At 53.0% G+C, this 17,624-nt stretch carries 16 protein-coding genes; 3 read left to right on the top strand and 13 right to left on the bottom strand.

What is annotated here, in order from left to right; genetic code table 11:
* Positions 1-91: 91 nt before the first annotated feature.
* From fabF to yceD, 8 genes are all read right to left on the bottom strand, one after another.
* Positions 92-1,333 (bottom strand): beta-ketoacyl-ACP synthase II, encoded by a 1,242-nt coding sequence (fabF, locus tag MRY16398_RS10960; protein ID WP_041851725.1) that lies wholly within the window; start codon positions 1,331-1,333, stop codon positions 92-94.
* Positions 1,334-1,422: 89 nt separating this feature from the next.
* A complete protein-coding gene (gene acpP / locus MRY16398_RS10955) occupies positions 1,423-1,659 on the bottom strand; it encodes an acyl carrier protein (RefSeq protein ID WP_000103754.1) in 237 nt (78 codons plus the stop codon).
* Between the two features lie 154 nt (positions 1,660-1,813).
* Positions 1,814-2,548, bottom strand: coding sequence for a 3-oxoacyl-ACP reductase FabG (gene fabG, locus MRY16398_RS10950; protein ID WP_041851726.1), 735 nt, complete (start codon positions 2,546-2,548; stop codon positions 1,814-1,816).
* A gap of 12 nt (positions 2,549-2,560) precedes the next feature.
* Entirely contained in the window at positions 2,561-3,490 is a 930-nt protein-coding gene (gene fabD / locus MRY16398_RS10945; RefSeq protein WP_041851727.1) for an ACP S-malonyltransferase, read from the bottom strand.
* A gap of 16 nt (positions 3,491-3,506) precedes the next feature.
* Complete coding sequence (locus tag MRY16398_RS10940; protein WP_125124351.1) at positions 3,507-4,460, bottom strand: beta-ketoacyl-ACP synthase III; 954 nt, start codon at positions 4,458-4,460, stop codon at positions 3,507-3,509.
* A 6-nt stretch (positions 4,461-4,466) separates the two neighbouring features.
* Positions 4,467-5,501, bottom strand: coding sequence for a phosphate acyltransferase PlsX (plsX, locus tag MRY16398_RS10935; RefSeq protein ID WP_125124350.1), 1,035 nt, complete (start codon positions 5,499-5,501; stop codon positions 4,467-4,469).
* A 64-nt stretch (positions 5,502-5,565) separates the two neighbouring features.
* Positions 5,566-5,739, bottom strand: a complete 174-nt coding sequence (gene rpmF / locus MRY16398_RS10930; RefSeq protein ID WP_020457446.1) for a 50S ribosomal protein L32 — start codon at positions 5,737-5,739, stop codon at positions 5,566-5,568.
* A gap of 51 nt (positions 5,740-5,790) precedes the next feature.
* Complete coding sequence (gene yceD / locus MRY16398_RS10925; RefSeq protein ID WP_041851730.1) at positions 5,791-6,312, bottom strand: 23S rRNA accumulation protein YceD; 522 nt, start codon at positions 6,310-6,312, stop codon at positions 5,791-5,793.
* 141 nt (positions 6,313-6,453) lie between these two features.
* Between yceD and MRY16398_RS10920 the strand changes: the two genes are divergently transcribed.
* Positions 6,454-7,038: a Maf family protein gene (locus MRY16398_RS10920; RefSeq protein WP_125124349.1), complete on the top strand. Its 585-nt coding sequence runs from the start codon at positions 6,454-6,456 to the stop codon at positions 7,036-7,038.
* Positions 7,039-7,207: 169 nt separating this feature from the next.
* Here MRY16398_RS10920 and tnpA read toward each other — a convergent pair whose 3' ends face one another.
* Entirely contained in the window at positions 7,208-7,666 is a 459-nt protein-coding gene (gene tnpA / locus MRY16398_RS10910; protein WP_038918153.1) for an IS200/IS605 family transposase, read from the bottom strand.
* A 173-nt stretch (positions 7,667-7,839) separates the two neighbouring features.
* Positions 7,840-8,796, bottom strand: a complete 957-nt coding sequence (gene rluC / locus MRY16398_RS10900) for a 23S rRNA pseudouridine(955/2504/2580) synthase RluC (protein WP_041851732.1) — start codon at positions 8,794-8,796, stop codon at positions 7,840-7,842.
* A 572-nt stretch (positions 8,797-9,368) separates the two neighbouring features.
* Between rluC and rne the strand changes: the two genes are divergently transcribed.
* Complete coding sequence (gene rne / locus MRY16398_RS10890; protein ID WP_125124348.1) at positions 9,369-12,575, top strand: ribonuclease E; 3,207 nt, start codon at positions 9,369-9,371, stop codon at positions 12,573-12,575.
* Between the two features lie 41 nt (positions 12,576-12,616).
* On the opposite strand, the gene MRY16398_RS10885 is transcribed toward rne, so the two are convergent.
* Positions 12,617-13,555 (bottom strand): LysR family transcriptional regulator, encoded by a 939-nt coding sequence (locus MRY16398_RS10885; protein WP_125124347.1) that lies wholly within the window; start codon positions 13,553-13,555, stop codon positions 12,617-12,619.
* A 118-nt stretch (positions 13,556-13,673) separates the two neighbouring features.
* Here MRY16398_RS10885 and MRY16398_RS10880 point away from each other — a divergent pair, with 118 nt between their 5' ends.
* Complete coding sequence (locus tag MRY16398_RS10880; RefSeq protein ID WP_071195447.1) at positions 13,674-14,888, top strand: MFS transporter; 1,215 nt, start codon at positions 13,674-13,676, stop codon at positions 14,886-14,888.
* Positions 14,889-14,964: 76 nt separating this feature from the next.
* On the opposite strand, the gene flgL is transcribed toward MRY16398_RS10880, so the two are convergent.
* Both flgL and flgK read right to left on the bottom strand, forming a co-directional pair.
* On the bottom strand, positions 14,965-15,915 hold the full coding sequence (gene flgL / locus MRY16398_RS10875; protein ID WP_125124346.1) for a flagellar hook-associated protein FlgL: 951 nt from the start codon (positions 15,913-15,915) through the stop codon (positions 14,965-14,967).
* Between the two features lie 14 nt (positions 15,916-15,929).
* Positions 15,930-17,570 carry a flagellar hook-associated protein FlgK gene (gene flgK / locus MRY16398_RS10870; protein ID WP_125124345.1) on the bottom strand — a complete coding sequence of 547 codons (1,641 nt, stop codon included), beginning with the start codon at positions 17,568-17,570 and terminating at the stop codon, positions 15,930-15,932.
* Positions 17,571-17,624: the final 54 nt, after the last annotated feature.

Genomic DNA, 17,624 nt, shown 5'->3' with positions numbered 1-17,624 from the left:
CCACCTCCCCAGGAGGTGGTTTAGGGGTGACAATAAAAAAGGCCCGCAGTGCGGACCTTTTTACAGGCTGGGGTAATAAACAGCGCTACGCTCAGACCTTTTTGAAGATCAGGGAGCCGTTAGTACCACCAAAGCCGAAGGAGTTACACAGCGTGTACTCCAGACCATTTACCTGACGGGCTTCGTGCGGAACGAAATCCAGATCGCAACCCTCAGACGGGTTATCCAGGTTGATGGTCGGCGGAACAGCCTGGTCGCGCAGTGCAAGGATAGAGAAGATAGACTCTACCGCGCCCGCAGCACCCAGCAGGTGGCCCGTCATAGATTTGGTAGAGCTAACCATAATGCGGCTTGCTGCATCACCAAACACGGATTTAACCGCCTGCGCTTCAGCTTTGTCACCCGCCGGGGTCGATGTCCCATGGGCGTTTACATAACCGATTTGGCCAGGTTCAAGGCCCGCATCACGAATGGCGTTGACCATCGCATCAGCAGCACCCGCACCGTTTTCCGGCGGAGAGGTCATGTGGTAAGCATCGCTACTCATGCCGAAACCAACGATTTCCGCATAAATTTTCGCACCGCGTTTTTTCGCGTGCTCATACTCTTCAAGCATGATAATGCCTGCACCATCGCCAAGAACAAAACCATCGCGGTCCTGATCCCACGGACGGCTCGCAGCCTGAGGATTATCGTTGCGTGTAGAAAGCGCACGTGCCGCACCAAAGCCACCCACGCCCAGCGGGGTACTCGCTTTTTCTGCGCCACCGGCAAGCATCGCATCCGCATCGCCATAGGCGATCATACGTGCAGCATGGCCGATATTATGCACACCAGAGGTACAGGCTGTGGCAATCGAAATACTTGGGCCGCGGAGGCCAAACATGATGGTCAGGTGACCGGCCACCATATTAACAATCGTCGACGGGACGAAGAACGGGCTGATTTTACGCGGGCCACCATTCACTAAAGAACTGTGGTTTTCCTCAATCAGGCCGAGACCACCAATACCGGAACCAATAGCGGCACCGATGCGGGTTGCGTTCTCTTCCGTCACTTCAAGGCCAGAATCCTGCATGGCCTGAACGCCAGCGACAATTCCATATTGAATAAAGTCATCCATCTTGCGCTGTTCTTTACGCGAGATGATGTCTTCACAGTTAAAGTCCTTTACTAAGCCAGCAAATTTCGTTGCGTAGGCGCTAGTATCGAAATGGTCGATCAGGCTGATGCCACTCTGACCGGCAAGGAGAGCTTTCCAGGTAGACTCTACGGTATTGCCGACAGGAGACAACATGCCCAGTCCGGTCACAACTACACGACGCTTAGACACGGTTGTCCTCCAGGGAGGGAAAAAAGATTAAGATTAGGGGGATAAAAGATAAAACTCAGGCGGTCGAATGACCGCCTGGAGATGTTCACTTACGCCTGGTGACCGTTGATGTAATCAATGGCAGCCTGAACGGTGGTGATTTTCTCAGCTTCTTCGTCCGGAATCTCAGTATCAAACTCTTCTTCCAGAGCCATTACCAGCTCAACGGTGTCAAGAGAATCAGCGCCCAGGTCTTCAACGAAGGAAGCATTGTTGGTAACTTCTTCCTGCTTAACGCCCAGCTGCTCGCCGATAATTTTCTTAACGCGTTCTTCGATAGTGCTCATACTCTTAAATTTCCTATCAAAACTCGCTTTCGCGATGGTTTTCGTAGTGTATAAAATGTTGAAAAATTTGCAACTAAATCCCGGCAGTTCGTACCACGATTTTACGCTATTTTGAGGCCTTTCGCCCTAATAACGCAAATAATTTTAATCGTGGTTAAACCATATACATTCCGCCGTTGACGTGCAGGGTCTCGCCAGTGATGTAACCTGCTTCGTCAGAGGCTAAAAATGCAACCGCGCTGGCGATTTCCTGAGCACCGCCAAGGCGACCCGCTGGAACTTGCGCCAGAATACCCGCACGCTGATCTTCGGTCAGCGCACGCGTCATGTCCGTTTCAATAAAGCCCGGAGCAACAACGTTCACAGTAATCCCGCGTGATGCGACTTCTCGCGCCAGCGATTTACTGAAACCAATCAGACCCGCCTTCGCCGCAGCGTAGTTTGCCTGACCAGCATTTCCCATGGTACCAACCACAGAACCGATAGTGATGATACGACCATGACGCTTTTTCATCATAGCGCGCATCACCGCTTTTGACAGACGGAAAACCGATGACAGGTTAGTTTCGATAATATCGTTCCACTCGTCATCCTTCATGCGCATTAACAGGTTGTCGCGAGTGATACCGGCATTATTGACCAGGATATCAACTTCGCCAAACCCGGCACGAATGTTTTCCAGCACAGATTCAATAGATGCAGGATCGGTCACATTCAACATCAGACCTTTACCGTTGGCACCTAAATAATCACTAATAGCCTGAGCGCCATTTTCGCTGGTTGCAGTACCGATAACCTTCGCGCCACGAGCAACAAGGGCTTCCGCGATTGCGCGGCCAATGCCACGGCTCGCGCCGGTAACCAGCGCGACTTTTCCTTCAAAACTCATGGTTTTCCTCTTTTATTGCGCAAGTGCCTCTGACAGCGCGGCTGGCTCATTAAGCGCAGACGCTGTCAGGGTATCAACAATACGTTTTGTCAGACCGGTAAGCACTTTACCTGGGCCAACTTCATACAGGTGCTCAACGCCCTGTGATGCCATAAATTCAACGCTTTTGGTCCATTGCACCGGGCTGTAAAGCTGACGCACCAGCGCGTGACGAATTGCTTCCGGCGACGTTTCGCATTTCACATCAACATTGTTTACAACCGGAACCTGCGGAGCGCTGAACGTGATTTTTTCTAATTCCGCCGCCAGTTTCTCTGCAGCAGGTTTCATCAGCGCACAGTGGGATGGCACGCTGACCGGCAGCGGCAGCGCGCGCTTCGCGCCAGCAGCTTTACAGGCAGCACCCGCACGATCAACCGCATCTTTGTGGCCTGCGATAACAACCTGGCCCGGAGAATTATAGTTTACCGGAGAAACAACCTGCCCTTGCGCGGACTCTTCACATGCTTTGGCAATAGATGCATCATCCAGACCGATAATTGCCGCCATAGCACCAGTACCTTCCGGCACGGCTTCCTGCATGAATTTACCGCGCAGTTCAACCAGACGCACCGCGTCTGCAAACGGGATAACACCTGCACAGACCAGTGCAGAGTACTCGCCCAGGCTGTGGCCGGCCATCAACGCAGGGGTTTTACCGCCCTGTTGCTGCCACACACGCCATAAGGCAACGGAAGCCGTCAACAATGCAGGCTGCGTCTGCCAGGTTTTATTCAACTCTTCCGCCGGCCCTTGTTGAACAAGGGCCCACAGATCGTAGCCAAGTGCCGCAGAGGCTTCACGGAATGTCTCTTCAACAACCGGGTGAGTTGCTGCCATGTCAGCTAACATACCCACGGTTTGAGAGCCCTGTCCCGGGAACACAAATGCAAATTGCGTCATGTTTTTATCCTTAGTACTAGAAACGAACCAGCGCAGAGCCCCAGGTGAAACCACCGCCAAAGGCTTCCAGCAGAATCAATTGGCCGCGCTGAATGCGCCCGTCGCGAACCGCTTCATCCAGCGCACAAGGGACAGACGCCGCAGAAGTATTACCGTGACGATCGAGTGTCACCACCACGTTATCGAGCGACATGCCCAGTTTTTTGGCTGTCGCGCTGATAATGCGCAGATTTGCCTGATGCGGCACCAGCCAGTTCAGCTCGCTGCGCTGCAAATTATTCGCTTCGAGGGTTTCGTCGACGATGCGAGAAAGCTCAGTCACCGCCACTTTAAAGACTTCGTTTCCTGCCATTGTCAGGAAAATAGGACTCTCTGGATGCACACGATCGGCATTCGGCAGCGTTAACAGTTCGCCGTAACTACCGTCAGCATGCAGATGCGTAGAGATGATACCCGGCTCTTCGGATGCGCCGAGCACAACTGCGCCCGCGCCATCGCCAAAAATAATAATGGTGCCACGATCTTCAGGGTCGCAGGTACGCGCCAGAACGTCAGAACCGATCACCAGCGCATTTTTCACCGCGCCCGATTTTACATATTGATCGGCGATGCTAAGCGCATAGGTGAAACCCGCGCAGGCAGCAGCAACATCAAATGCCGGGCAGCCTTTCACGCCTAACATGTTCTGCACCTGACATGCGGCGCTAGGGAATGCATGCGTTGCGGAGGTGGTAGCGACAATAATCAGACCAATCTTATCCGCACTGATACCTGCCATCTCCAGAGCGCGCTTTGCAGCTTCGAACCCCATGGTGGAGACGGTTTCATCTGGCGCAGCAATACGGCGTTCACGAATACCTGTGCGGGTGACAATCCACTCGTCAGACGTATCCACCATTTTTTCCAGGTCGGCGTTAGTTCGCACTTGTTCAGGCAGATAGCTGCCGGTACCAATAATCTTCGTATACATGTACGCTCAGTCTTTTTCCGGTAACACAGATTCCAGGCGAGCGGCAATTCGCCGGGGAACTTGCCGCTGCACCGCCTGCACTGCCTGTTCAATCGCGACGGTAAATGCTCGCTGATTGGCAGCACCATGACTCTTAATCACCGTGCCGCGCAATCCTAACAGACAGGCGCCATTATACTGGTCGGGGTTGAGGTGACTGAATCGCCTGCTCAGGCTTTTTTGTAACCAACGCTTTAATAAAATCAGCCACCACGACCGTTTTTTCCCTTCACCCTGAGATTTCAGCAGCGAAAGAAACACTCTGACAACACCTTCCATCGTTTTTAATGTGACGTTTCCCGTAAAACCGTCACAAACCAGTACATCCGTTTTACCGGTGAGTAATTCGTTCGCTTCCAGATAACCAATATAGTTAATCGTCGGAACCGCTTTTAAAATCGCTGCAGCATCGCGAATGTTGTCATGGCCTTTGGTCTCTTCTTCACCAATGTTCAGAAGCGCCACGCGGGGGTTAGCGATCTCCAAAACTTCTGCTGCCATCACCGCACCCATTACTGCAAACTGCGCCAGCATCTTGCCATCGCAGTCGACGTTGGCGCCTAAATCGAGCACCACCGTTTTCCCTTTCTGCTGGTGCGGTAAAACAGTCACCAGCGCGGGACGCTCAATGCCCTCAATGGGTTTGAGCAACATTTTAGCCAGCCCCATCAGCGCGCCGGTATTACCAGCACTGACGCAGGCCTCGGCACGACCTTCTTTTACAAGCTCCAGCGCCATACGCATTGAGCTGCCGCGACTGTTGCGGACAGCTTGCGAGGGGCGCGCATCGCTGGCAATAACTGACTGTGCGGGAATAACAAGCAAGCGCGAGCGTTGCTCGAAATCAGCTTTGGCGAGCAATGGTGTGATAGCGTCGGGATCGCCGACTAAAAGAAGATTAAGATGCGAATTAGAGTTCAGTGCCTGCAAAGCTGCAGGCACTGTCACGGAAGGGCCAAAATCGCCCCCCATGACATCTAACGCCAGGGTTAGACGAGTCAAGGTATCGGTAAATCCCCGTTTTCACGGGGAAATCCTCACTAAGTTTGATCACGCTTGCGCGTGATTACTTAGTGATTACCTTGCGACCGCGGTAGAAACCGTCGGCGGTAACGTGGTGACGCAGGTGGGTTTCACCAGAGGTTTTGTCTACAGACAGGCTGGTGACTGCGGTCAGCGCGTCATGAGAACGACGCATGCCACGTTTGGAACGGGTTGGTTTATTCTGTTGTACGGCCATGGACCTTACTCCTTAATTACGATTTACCCCCGTTTGAGCGGGGAAAACCTATTACTTACGCTTTAAGCTGGCTAATACGGCAAATGGGTTTGGCTTTTGCGCTTCATCAGGCAATTCACCAAAGACCATGTCCGCCTCGGACACTTCACAGTGTTCAGAATCATGCACCGGAACTACGGGCAAGGAGAGGATGATTTCATCTTCAACCATCGCCAGCAGATCGATTTCACCGAAGTCGTTAACCTCAATCGGTTCATACGCTTCCGGCAGTGCTTCAGCCTGTTCGTCGGAACGGACAGGACTAAAACAATATGTTGTGTGAACCTGATGGGTAAACGGCTTGCCGCAACGCTGGCATTCGAGGGACACCGTCACTTTCGCATCGCCGGTTATAACCGCGAGGCGTTGGTTGTCGATGGCGAACGAAATGGAGCATTCCACATCACTGTCCACACTGACTACAGATTCGGCGACACGCTCAACCTGATTGGGCAGATAGATGCCCTCATAATCAAGGCGTTTCTGAGCCGTGCGAACCGGATCGAGAGTCAGGGGTAATTTTACCTTTTGCATAGGGCGCGCATATTAACTTTGTAACGTCATAGAGTCAAAGAAAAAGGCAGCCTGAGGTTGCCTTTTGCCAATAATTCGCACACATTGCGGCCTACAGTTTAAAATGCCTGTCATGGTTAAGCCATATTTGGTGAAAAAAATATGTCAGATATTGTTCTTGCATCGACATCGCCCTGGCGTCGTGCGTTATTAGAGAAGCTCGGGCTGGCGTTTGAATGTGCCGCGCCACTGACCGACGAAACCCCACAACCCGGCGAGCCCCCCCGCCACCTCGTGCTGCGACTGGCGCAAGAGAAAGCGCAATCGCTGGCCCAACGTTTTCCCCATCATTTGATTATTGGGTCTGATCAAGTGTGCATGCTGGAAGGTGAAATTACCGGCAAGCCGCTGACCGAAGAAAATGCGCGTCAGCAATTAACCCGGGCCAGTGGAAATATTGTGACATTTTATACCGGGCTGGCGCTGTTTAATTCCGCAACGGGTCATTTACAAACCGAGTGCGAACCTTTCGATGTGCATTTTCGCCACCTGAGTGCCCAGGAAATAGAAGACTACGTGCGTAAAGAAAACCCTCTGCACTGTGCGGGAAGCTTTAAGAGTGAAGGTCTTGGGATTGCGCTTTTTGACCGCCTGGAAGGGCGCGATCCGAATACGCTGGTTGGCCTGCCGCTGATTGCACTGTGCCAGATGCTGCGCCGGGAAGGCTGTAACCCGCTATCGCGCTAACAAATCTGCTCATGACTGAGGTTATGTAAGGAAAGTCGGATGGTAACAGCCATCAGATAGAATAAATATCCTCCGGCATAGCCGGAGGTTTTTCAGATGCGCCTGTAAGGCTCTGTTACCAGCCGCGCCCTAACAGGCGCATACGATCTGACATTTGCATCAAACTTCCTTACTTACGGCCCGTAAACGGGCTGCCCGGATAAGGGATCGACAACTGCTCACCCATTTTATCCTCCTCAAGCTGGTGCTTTATGTATTCCTGTATCTTCGCTGTGTTCTTCCCTACCGTATCCACGTAGTATCCCCGACACCAGAACTCCCTGTTCCTGTATTTGAATTTCAGATCTCCGAACTGCTCATAAAGCATCAGACTGCTTTTCCCTTTCAGATATCCCATAAAGCCGGATACGCTCATTTTGGGCGGGATTTCCACAAGCATATGGATATGATCTGCACAGCATTCAGCTTCCAGGATCCGTACGTTTTTCCACTCACACAGCTTTCTTAAAATGCTGCCTATCGCCAGACGTTTCTCTCCGTAGAACGCCTGTCTTCGGTATTTCGGCGCAAAAACTATGTGATATTTACAGTTCCAGCGGGTGTGCGCTAAGCTCTTTTCGTCCCCCATCGGGACCCCCTTTTGATTTCTTGTTGAACTTTTGCAGTTGCCAGACCGCAAGCTGTTTTAACAAATCAAAAGGGGTTTTAATAACTGGCTTAAAGCTGAAAGCTTTCCGGAACCCCCAGCCTAGCTGGGGGTTTTCTATAGACAATAAAGGCGGTCACCATGACCGCCCTTACTTATGCTTTCTTGTTGCGTAGCACTTGCAAACAGCGCTTGAGTTGATCGTCCAGCGGTGCTTCTATACGAATAGTTTCGCCGGTATTGGGGTGGGTAAACTTCAACGCCGCGGCATGCAGAAACAGCCGTGTTAACCCGGTGCCTGCCAGTTGTTTATCAAACTCACGATCACCATATCGATCGTCAAAGGCAATCGGATGACCCGCATATTGGGTATGGACGCGAATTTGATGCGTACGACCCGTCACCGGGCTACAACGCACCAGTGTCGCGGCTTCATAACGCTCTTCGACTTTAAAGCGGGTTTCTGACGGCTTTCCTTCCTGGTTCACGCGCACAATACGCTCACCGCTTTGGAGAATATTTTTCAACAGCGGTGCCTGCACCACTTTGACGTGAGACTGCCACTGCCCGCGCACCAGCGCCAGATAATCTTTCTGCATGCCTTTATCACGCAACTGCTCATGCAGGGAACGCAGCGCGGAACGTTTTTTGGCGACCAGCAGCACACCGGAGGTGTCACGATCCAGACGGTGCACCAGTTCCAGAAAACGCGCTTGCGGACGTAATGCACGCAGCCCTTCAATGACGCCGAAACTTAGCCCACTACCGCCGTGAACCGCAGTGCCAGAGGGTTTATTCAGCACCAGGATATGTTCATCTTCATAAAGAATGACGTCGCTCAGCGCGGCAACTTTTTGCAGGTGCGGCGAAACCGCTTCCTCTTCCCGTTCCGCAACGCGGACAGGTGGAATACGCACTTCATCGCCCGCTTCCAGCTTATATTCCGGCTTCACGCGTTTTTTATTCACGCGGACTTCGCCTTTACGCAAGATGCGGTAAATCATACTTTTTGGCACACCTTTCAGTTGGGTGCGTAAAAAGTTATCGATGCGTTGCCCCGCTTCGTCATCGGCGATAGCAACAATTTTTACGGAAGGAGTCTCAGTTTTCATGGGAGGCGATTCTAAATAGCGTCGATGAATAGCGCCACTCATTTTTATATGCTTATATTTACTTTTGATCCTGGCCTGCTTCGTTCGACACAGACGTTTTGGCGGTTATTAAACCAATCGCCAGGCAAAAGTGAAAAAACTGTGAGTAACCGGGTGATAAAAGGTAAAAGTCAGCTTGCTATAACAGGGTTCGCAAGGAATAATGTTGCAGTTTTCCGCGTTGGATCTTGTTATAACAAGCAATTGTGCGGAATGACCAGTTTTGCCTGTCCGACCATACACGCAGCAATGGCGTAAGACGTATTGGACTTTCAGGCAGTTAGCGGGCTGCGGGTTGCAGTCCTTACCGGTAGATGGAATCTTCTCTGGAGAGTTTTTCCCAGGCTGTTCCCCTGATAATTGCGCTGTGTTTTCCACAGGAAATACAGGCAACCGACACACTGCGCCTCTTAAGCGAACGACAACCGTGAGGTTGGCGACGTGAACAGACACGAGGCCATCGGTTCTCCCCCGGAAAGGCGTCATCATGCCCGCAGCTTAGTCGTCAATGTAAGAATAATGAGTAAGTTACGATGAAAAGAATGTTAATCAACGCAACTCAGCAAGAAGAGTTGCGTGTCGCCCTTGTTGATGGGCAGCGTCTGTACGATCTGGATATTGAAAGTCCTGGACACGAGCAGAAAAAAGCGAACATCTACAAAGGTAAAATCACCCGAATTGAACCGAGCCTGGAAGCTGCCTTTGTTGATTACGGCGCTGAACGTCACGGTTTCCTTCCCCTCAAAGAAATTGCCCGCGAATATTTCCCTGCCAATTACAACTCTCATGGCCGTCCGAACATCAAAGATGTGTTGCGCGAAGGTCAGGAAGTTATCGTCCAGATTGATAAAGAAGAACGCGGCAACAAAGGCGCTGCGCTGACTACCTTTATTAGCCTGGCAGGCAGCTATCTGGTACTGATGCCAAACAACCCGCGCGCGGGTGGCATTTCTCGTCGTATTGAAGGCGATGACCGTACCGAACTGAAAGAAGCGCTGGCCAGCCTCGAATTGCCCGATGGCATGGGTCTGATCGTCCGCACCGCCGGTGTGGGTAAATCTGCTGATGCTCTGCAGTGGGATCTGAGCTTCCGTCTGAAACACTGGGAAGCTATTCAGAAGGCCGCTGAAAACCGCCCTGCTCCGTTCCTGATTCACCAGGAAAGTAACGTTATCGTTCGTGCTTTCCGTGATTATCTGCGCCAGGACATCGGCGAAATCCTTATCGATAACCCGAAAGTGCTTGAGCTGGCTCGCCAGCATATCTCCGCGCTGGGCCGTCCGGATTTCAGCAGCAAAATTAAGCTCTACACCGGTGAAATCCCGCTGTTTAGCCACTACCAAATCGAATCGCAGATTGAATCCGCCTTCCAGCGTGAAGTACGTCTGCCGTCCGGCGGCTCTATCGTTATCGATAGCACCGAAGCGTTGACCGCCATCGATATCAACTCCGCGCGTGCAACCCGTGGCGGTGATATCGAAGAGACCGCCTTTAACACTAACCTGGAAGCGGCAGACGAAATTGCACGTCAGTTGCGTCTGCGTGACCTCGGTGGTCTGATCGTTATCGACTTTATCGATATGACGCCGGTGCGCCATCAGCGCGCGGTAGAAAACCGTCTGCGCGAAGCCGTTCGTCAGGACCGTGCGCGTATTCAAATCAGCCATATTTCTCGCTTCGGCCTGCTGGAGATGTCCCGTCAGCGCCTGAGCCCGTCACTCGGCGAGTCCAGCCACCATGTGTGCCCGCGTTGTAGCGGAACCGGGACTATCCGTGACAACGAATCCCTGTCACTTTCTATTCTGCGCCTCATCGAAGAAGAAGCGCTGAAAGAAAATACCCAGGAAGTGCATGCCATCGTTCCGGTACCGATCGCCTCCTATCTGTTGAACGAAAAACGCGCCGCAGTCAGCGCTATTGAAACCCGTCAGGGTGGCGTGCGTTGCGTAATCGTACCGAACGACCAGATGGAGACGCCGCACTATTCCGTACTGCGCGTGCGTAAAGGCGAAGAGACAACCACCCTCAGCTACATGCTGCCGAAGCTGCATGAAGAAGAGATGGCTATGCCGTCAGACGAGGAATCTGCCGAGCGTAAACGTCCTGAGCAGCCTGCGCTGGCTGCCTTCGTCATGCCGGAAGTTCCGCCTGCGCCAACGGCACCTGAAGCCCCTGTAGCGAAGGCGCAACCGGCTGTCAGCAGCGAGCCTTCAGTAGCCGCACCTGCTGCTCCGGGTCTTCTTAGCCGTCTTGTCTCCGCCCTGAAAAACCTGTTTGCCGGGAGTGAAACTGCCGCACCAGCCGAAGTTCAGGAAGAGAAGAAAGAAGAGAAGCAGGAGCGCCAGCAAGATCGCCGCAAATCGCGCCAGGGTAACCGTCGTGACCGCAATGAACGTCGTGAGCCGCGTGCAGATGGTAATGAAGGGCGTGAGAACCGCGATGACAATCGCCGTAATCGCCGTGAGAAACCACAGCAGAATGCCGAAGCGCGTGAAGCCCGCCAGCCAGTACCCGTAGCTGCGGAAGAGACGGAAAAAACGAAACAGCGTGATGAGCAGCAGCCTTCCCGCCGCGAGCGCAATCGTCGTCGTAATAACGACGAAAAACGCCAGGCGCAGCAGGATGTGAAAGCACTGAACCGTGAAGAACAACCTGAGCAGGAAGCCGAACAGGAAGAGCGCGTTCAGGTGATGCCGCGCCGTAAACAGCGTCAGTTGAACCAGAAAGTCCGTTTCGGTGATGCTCCGGCAAGCACAAGTGAAGAGGCTGTTGCCGTAGAGCCGGGTACCACAGAAGCCCCTGTACAACGTACAGAGCTGGCGAAAGTGGACCTGCCGGCCGTTGTTGAGAACGTTGCTGAGCAAGAAGAAACTGCAGAAAACCGTGATACCGCAGGTATGCCGCGTCGTTCTCGCCGTTCGCCGCGTCATCTGCGCGTCAGTGGTCAGCGTCGCCGTCGCTACCGTGATGAGCGTTACCCGGCACAGTCCGCAATGCCGCTGGAGATTGCCTGTGCTTCTCCGGAAATGGCGTCCGGTAAAGTGTGGGTTCGCTATCCGGTTACGCGTCCTCAGGACGAGGTGCAAGAAGCACCGGTTGTTGAGCAGCAAAACAGTGTCACCGCTACCGATGTCGCACCTGCCATTGCCGAAGTCGAACAAGTTGTGGCCACAGCTCAGCAAGAGCAGCAGTCCGTCGTAGCTGATGTACAGGCACCGGCAGAGGAAGTGGTTGAAGTCGCACCGCAGGCACCGGTTATCGAGCCAGAGCCTATTGTGGTCGAAACCACGCATCCGGAAGTGATCGAAGCCCCGGTTGAAGCACAGCCGGAACTGATCGCAGAGGAAGACCGTCCGGTCGCAGAAGAGGTGGCGCAAGCCGCTGAACCTGCGGTTGTTACACCGGTTGTTGAAGACGCAACACCTGTTGCAGAGCAACCGCAAGCGCCTGTTGCTGTCGAGGAAAAACAGCCAGAAGCTACTCCGGTAGCCCCGGTTGTTGAACCTGTAGCACCGGTTGCTGCAGCGATTGAGCGCGTAGCTCCTGTGGCAGCAAGCGAGGTCCATCATGCCACTGCGCCGATGACCAAAGCGCCTGCACCTGCCTATGTGCCGGAAGCGCCGCGTCACAGTGACTGGGTCCGTCCACAGTTCAACTTTGACGGCAAAGGTTCTGCAGGCGGTCACAGCGCCACGCATACCGCAACGGCGCCAGCTACACGACCGAACGCAGCGGAATAAGCACTCTGCTGATAAAAAGCCGACCTCCGGGTCGGCTTTTTTTATGCTTTCAGCGCAGGCTGTCGCATTCCACTCAGGCCCGGCATGACCTCGCGCATCAACTGGAGAAACATCCGCAAACGTGCCGGATAATAACGCGCCCAGGGGTACACCAGATGCACAGGCAACGGTGGGATCTGCCACTCAGGCAGTAAAGCCACCAGTCTGCCGTTGCCGATATCCTCTTCCACCGTCCAGCTTGAGACAACGGCCACACCCAGCCCTGACAGCGCGGTATTGCGTGCCACATACAAACTGTCGGTATAGAGCCTGGGCGCAATAGTTATTTGCTCTGTTACCCCGCTAAGCACGTTGGTGACGGCAACGTTATGCTGGTAAAAGGTGCTTAACGCAATCCACGGCAGCGCCGCCAGATCCTGCGGCGTGCGAATTTCCGCAAAGCGGGCTAACAGTGTTGGCGATGCGACAATGGAACGCGGAACTTCGGCAAGCAGGACGGAAACCGTCGCAGGGTCCACTTCGGCCCCAACGCGAATCGCGCAATCAAGATTCTCGCTGAGAAAATTGACTGTTTTATCGTTAAGCATCCATTGCACCGAAAGCTGCGGGTAGCGTTCCAGAAAACGCGTCAGCGGGGCCAGGAGCTGTTCCTGACCAAAGGCATGAGGCGCCCGTACACGAAGCATCCCGACGGGCTCATCTTCTGTCTGGCTCAGTTCATCTTCAAGCGCAAGCCAGGTATCAATGACACGTCTCGCATGTTGATAGCAGCGCTCGCCATCGTCGGTGAGCTTCATCGCATGGGTGGTACGAAGAACCAGTTTGACCCCGAGCATGGTTTCCAGCGACTGCAGACGACGACTCACCGTGGCCTGCGTGGTATTGAGCTGGCGCGCTGCGGCCGATAGCGACCCCGCCTCTACAATGCGCACCAGCGTGCGCATCAGATCAATGCGGTCTATACGTTCTGCACGCTGCATTTAAATTTCCCTTATACGTTTTACGTATAACCGTTTTACCACTCTGCTGGCTACCGCGTCACGCTGTAATCGACAAAAATACATTCACACCAACTATGAATATGTTTGAGGAAAAGTTATGAACCGTCGTTCTCAATCGTTAAATCCGGCGCAGTGGATTATCTTTGCGCTGGCGCTGGGGGCGGGTTTTAGCGTCGCCGCGATTTATTATGCACAACCCTTATTACCACTGATGGGCAGCGATCTGCATTTGACCGTTAACGGAATGGGGCTGGTTCCGACGCTGACGCAGGCAGGCTACGCACTGGGCATCCTCTTTTTATTGCCGCTGGGCGACCGTTACGATCGTCGTCATCTTATTCTTGCGAAAAGCGTGGCGCTGGCTTTACTGCTGCTGGCCTGTAGCCTGATGGCACATTTACCGGGGTTATTACTTATCAGTCTGTTGATCGGGATGGCGGCCACCATGGCGCAGGATATTGTTCCCGCCGCCGCCATTCTTGCCCCCGAAGGTAAGCAAGGGAAAACCGTCGGTACAGTGATGACGGGGTTACTGTTGGGTATTTTACTTTCTCGTACCGTGAGCGGCGTTGTCGGCGCAGCGTTTGGCTGGCGCATTATGTTCCAGCTTGCTGCTGCCAGCATTGCATTTATCGCCGTTCTGATGTGGTTTGTGTTGCCGCGATTCGCCGCGCATTCAACGCTCGGTTATCCCGCGCTGATGAAAACAATGGCGCATCTTTGGCAGCGTTACCCTGCCCTACGCCGTGCTGCGTTTGCGCAGGGCTTTTTATCCATCGCGTTTAGCGCTTTCTGGTCAACCCTTGCAGTAATGTTGCTGGATAACTATCAGCTCGGAAGCGCCGTCGCAGGTATGTTTGGTATTGCAGGCGCAGCAGGCGCACTGGCGGCACCTTTAGCAGGGGGGCTGGCAGATAAAGTCGGTGCTGAAAAAGTGACTCAACTGGGTGCCGGGCTGGTCACAATATCCTTTGCGCTGATGTTCGCACTGCCGGCATTGCCACCGCATGGACAACTGGCACTGATAGCCCTGTCGGCTGTTGGTTTTGATCTTGGCTTACAGTCCAGTCTCGTGGCGCACCAGAATCTGGTGTATGGCCTGGAGCCAAAGGCGCGTGGCCGTCTGAACGCCCTTCTCTTTACTGTCGTATTCATTGGGATGGCGCTGGGTTCAGCGCTAGGCAGTAAGGTCTACACTATCGCCGCATGGCCTGGCGTGGTGGCGCTGGCAACGTTGACTGGCGCAGTCGCCCTGGTGATCCGTTTAGTGGATAACCGTCGTGTTACTGCACAATCGCGCAATATCGGCTAAAAAAAAGGCCCGCACCGGATACCGGTGCGGGCACACAGAACATGTTCCAGTTTCCAGACATGTTCTAAAGCGAAGATTACTTATTGAGCTGGAACAGCGACATGCCTTGCATGTCGCTAAATGTTTTATAGGATGCCTGCAATGCCGTCTGCTGCATGGTGTAAGACGAGATGACCGAGTTCCAGTCTACATCAACGAGATCGCTCATCTGTGTTTTCAGTGAAAGCGAACGGTCATCACCCAACTCATCGAGATTGGTCAGCTCTTGTAACTGCGTACCCAACTGTGCACGAACGGTCGATACGTTATTCAGCGAGTTAGTCAGGCCACGGTTGGCTTTATCCAGGGCTGCCTGAGAAACAGCCTGAGCTGCCTCGTTACCTGAAACCGGGACTTTCAGCGCCGCAATCGCGTCATCTAACATACTGAACACGTTGGTTTGCGAAGTACTACCATCCGGCTCCGGGATCGCATTGCTGGTAATGCTATTGAAGACCTGGTTACCCGTATGGGCAATTACCATGCTACGGGACGCATCCACCTGCTGACTGATCGCAACATTGCCGCCGTTGTAAGCGCCTGCGGCATTAAACGGTGGAGTGTCGGTTTTATAGCCACCAAAAATATAGCGACCATTACCATCAGTGCTGTTTGCCAGGTTAAGCAATTGATCGCGAACACCTTGTAGCTCTGTCGCCATAGACGCACGGTCATCGTCGCTCAGTGTACCGTTCGCAGCCGCAACCAGCGAGGTATGTGCCGCAGTTACAGCAGTGGTCACCTGTGACAGCACGCTTTCTTCCAACGATACTTTCTGAGTAGCGAAAGTACGCGCGGTTTTATACTGCTCGTTCTGCTGTTGAGCCTGAGAAACCACTACAGCCTGGGAGGCGGCAATCGGATCGTCAGAAGGTTTGTTCACGCGCTGGCCTGTCGACATTTGCAAGCCATAATCCATCCACTTAGTCTGTGAATTGGTAATGCCGCGCATGTTTTGGTCATACATCATCTGAGTACTAATACGCATCTCTTACCCCTTACTTAGCGTACGTTCAGTATCGCATCGAACAGCGTGTTTGCCGTCTGCAACACCTGCGCGTTTGCGAGATAATATTGCTGGTAACGCTGCAGGTTACCGTACTCTTCGTCGAGGTTGACGCCAGAAATCGATTGCTGCTGGTCAGTAAGCTGCGTAACCACATTCGCCTGCGTAGTACTGCTGGTTTTCAGCGTAGAGGTCGTTGTACCGACATAGCTGATCATTGACGCGTAGGCATCGTTAAAACTTTTTGTATTTCCGATGACTTTGCTGTTTTGCAGATTTAACAGCGCCTGACCATTGATGTTGTCGCTTTTACCGGAAGTCGCGCTGGACGCCATGGCAATTTTCGACTCATCGGTGATGGCCACACTCATATTGGTAATGGCGTTCACGACCGGTTTCACCGTGAAACTGTCGTTTTTGTTCGCTGTACCGGAAACACTGACGGTCAGACCGTCAAAACTGAGGTTGCCGCTGGCATCCGGAGTAACGGCAAACGCCGTATTATCTGCCAGTCGGGTCACATTCCAGCCAGTATCGGTTTTAAGCAGCTTGTAATCCGTCGCCTGCACTTTGGTGCTGTCACTAATGATTGTTGACAGGACACCAGTACCGGTGTTTTTCGCATTGCTCAGAGTGGACGGCGTGCCAATCGTGAAGAAGTCGGTACCCGGATCACCATCGACATCATAGCCTTGTTTATGCTGTGCATTGAACTTATCTGCGAAAACATAAGCCAACTGGCCCAGCGTATTGCGCGTTTTGTCCAGATCCTGAGAGCGGAAGGTCAACACGCCACCCAGTGAACCGGTTGTCAGCAGTTTTTCCGGAATTTCAATGTTCCCTGCGGTCGGGTCAACATAAGCAACCGTCGTACGGGCAGGATCATCACTGGATGCCACCGCGGCCAACTGGCGGGAAGTACTACCCTGAACCAGCGTATAGCCATTCGCCATTGTGATGTTAAACGTGCTGTTGTCCTGGACGCTGACTTCAACGCCCACAATGCCGTTTAGCTCACTTACCAGTTGGTCGCGCTGATCCAGCAAGTCGTTCGGCGATGCACCGCCACCTACTGCCGTCAGACGTGAAATTTGGTCGTTCAGATTAGCGATTTGCTTGGTGTAGTTATTAATCTGATCAACGCTTGAGGAGATAGAGGTGTTAACCTGTTTATCCTGATCGCGCAGGTACTGGTCAGCCACTTTAAACTGGTTAACCAGACCATCGGCTTTACCCAGTACACTCTGGCGGGATGATGAATCCTCGGCGTTACTGACCAGAGTCTGAACGCTGGAGAAGAAACCTTGCAGCGCAGTGGCCAGCGTATTGGTTGAACCCGACAACATATTGTCAATTTTTGACATTTGGTTATAACGGGTCGTCAGGCTGCTACTCTGAGTATTCGCTGCGCGTAGCTGGTTCGTAATAAACGAATCATATTCACGTTGCACACCTGAGACAAACGCACCGTTGCCAATCCACCCACCAGCACCCAGGGTGCTATTCGCCGCAGTCAGGACTGTTGTCTGGCGGGTATAGCCCGTCACGTTATAACTTGAAATGTTATTACTGGTGGTATTAAGCGCCGCCTGGGCTGCACTGAGCCCACTCATCGCGGTATTAATCAAGTTGGCCATTGAGGTTCCTTATAAACTTTGAGACATAAGTCCTGCTAACGATTATCGGCAACC

The sequence above is a fragment of the Phytobacter sp. MRY16-398 genome (assembly GCF_003925915.1).
Taxonomy (GTDB): domain Bacteria; phylum Pseudomonadota; class Gammaproteobacteria; order Enterobacterales; family Enterobacteriaceae; genus Phytobacter; species Phytobacter diazotrophicus.
The sequence above is the reverse complement of the archived record's forward strand: the minus strand, read 5'-3'. Positions and strand labels throughout refer to the sequence as shown.

What these genes read in the sequence shown, in the direction of transcription:
- rluC (WP_041851732.1), bottom strand. Translation starts at nt 8,796, where the DNA reads ATGAAAACTGAGACTCCTTCCGTAAAAATTGTTGCTATCGCCGATGAC.
- yceD (WP_041851730.1), bottom strand. Translation starts at nt 6,312, where the DNA reads ATGCAAAAGGTAAAATTACCCCTGACTCTCGATCCGGTTCGCACGGCT.
- MRY16398_RS10880 (WP_071195447.1), top strand. Translation starts at nt 13,674, where the DNA reads ATGAACCGTCGTTCTCAATCGTTAAATCCGGCGCAGTGGATTATCTTT.
- MRY16398_RS10885 (WP_125124347.1), bottom strand. Translation starts at nt 13,555, where the DNA reads ATGCAGCGTGCAGAACGTATAGACCGCATTGATCTGATGCGCACGCTG.
- MRY16398_RS10920 (WP_125124349.1), top strand. Translation starts at nt 6,454, where the DNA reads ATGTCAGATATTGTTCTTGCATCGACATCGCCCTGGCGTCGTGCGTTA.
- acpP (WP_000103754.1), bottom strand. Translation starts at nt 1,659, where the DNA reads ATGAGCACTATCGAAGAACGCGTTAAGAAAATTATCGGCGAGCAGCTG.
- rpmF (WP_020457446.1), bottom strand. Translation starts at nt 5,739, where the DNA reads ATGGCCGTACAACAGAATAAACCAACCCGTTCCAAACGTGGCATGCGT.
- rne (WP_125124348.1), top strand. Translation starts at nt 9,369, where the DNA reads ATGAAAAGAATGTTAATCAACGCAACTCAGCAAGAAGAGTTGCGTGTC.
- fabG (WP_041851726.1), bottom strand. Translation starts at nt 2,548, where the DNA reads ATGAGTTTTGAAGGAAAAGTCGCGCTGGTTACCGGCGCGAGCCGTGGC.
- fabD (WP_041851727.1), bottom strand. Translation starts at nt 3,490, where the DNA reads ATGACGCAATTTGCATTTGTGTTCCCGGGACAGGGCTCTCAAACCGTG.
- flgK (WP_125124345.1), bottom strand. Translation starts at nt 17,570, where the DNA reads ATGGCCAACTTGATTAATACCGCGATGAGTGGGCTCAGTGCAGCCCAG.
- flgL (WP_125124346.1), bottom strand. Translation starts at nt 15,915, where the DNA reads ATGCGTATTAGTACTCAGATGATGTATGACCAAAACATGCGCGGCATT.
- MRY16398_RS10940 (WP_125124351.1), bottom strand. Translation starts at nt 4,460, where the DNA reads ATGTATACGAAGATTATTGGTACCGGCAGCTATCTGCCTGAACAAGTG.
- tnpA (WP_038918153.1), bottom strand. Translation starts at nt 7,666, where the DNA reads ATGGGGGACGAAAAGAGCTTAGCGCACACCCGCTGGAACTGTAAATAT.